The following is a 425-nucleotide window of genomic DNA, read 5'->3' as shown; positions in this document are numbered from 1 at the left end:
CTGCGCTCCGAGTTGAAGTGGTTGCTGACCGAGGCGTGGACGGAGGCGAATTTCTGCAAACTTCGCATTCGCCGGAACCGCAGCATCGCCCGCTCACGTCGTCGGAATGGCAGGTGGGAATTCTCGGCACGGTTGTTCAGCCAGCGACCGGTTTCCTGGCGATCGGCCGCACCGATCTCCTTCAGCGCCGCGCCGTAGGACCGAAGCCGGTCGGTCACGATGGAGTCCGGCCGGCCGTAGCGCTTCATTGATTTTCTGAGGAATTTCAGGGCCGCCTTCTTGTCCCTGGTCTTCGTCACGAAGCTCTCGAGCACCTCGCCCTCGTGGTCGACAGCCCGCCACAGGTAATGCCTCTCGCCGTTGATCTTCACGAACATCTCGTCGAGGTGCCATCGCCACTGGCTCGACCGCATCCCCTCGATCCG

1 protein-coding gene is annotated in these 425 nt (G+C 62.6%); it reads right to left on the bottom strand.

Features of this window, described 5'->3' with window-relative positions:
* The coding region (locus P1J78_RS25195) for an IS6 family transposase (RefSeq protein ID WP_275570110.1) at window positions 1–425 on the bottom strand (425 nt) is incomplete at both ends.

This window comes from Psychromarinibacter sediminicola (assembly GCF_029168335.1).
In the GTDB taxonomy this organism is placed as follows: Bacteria; Pseudomonadota; Alphaproteobacteria; order Rhodobacterales; family Rhodobacteraceae; genus Psychromarinibacter; species Psychromarinibacter sediminicola.
The sequence above is the reverse complement of the archived record's forward strand: the minus strand, read 5'-3'. Positions and strand labels throughout refer to the sequence as shown.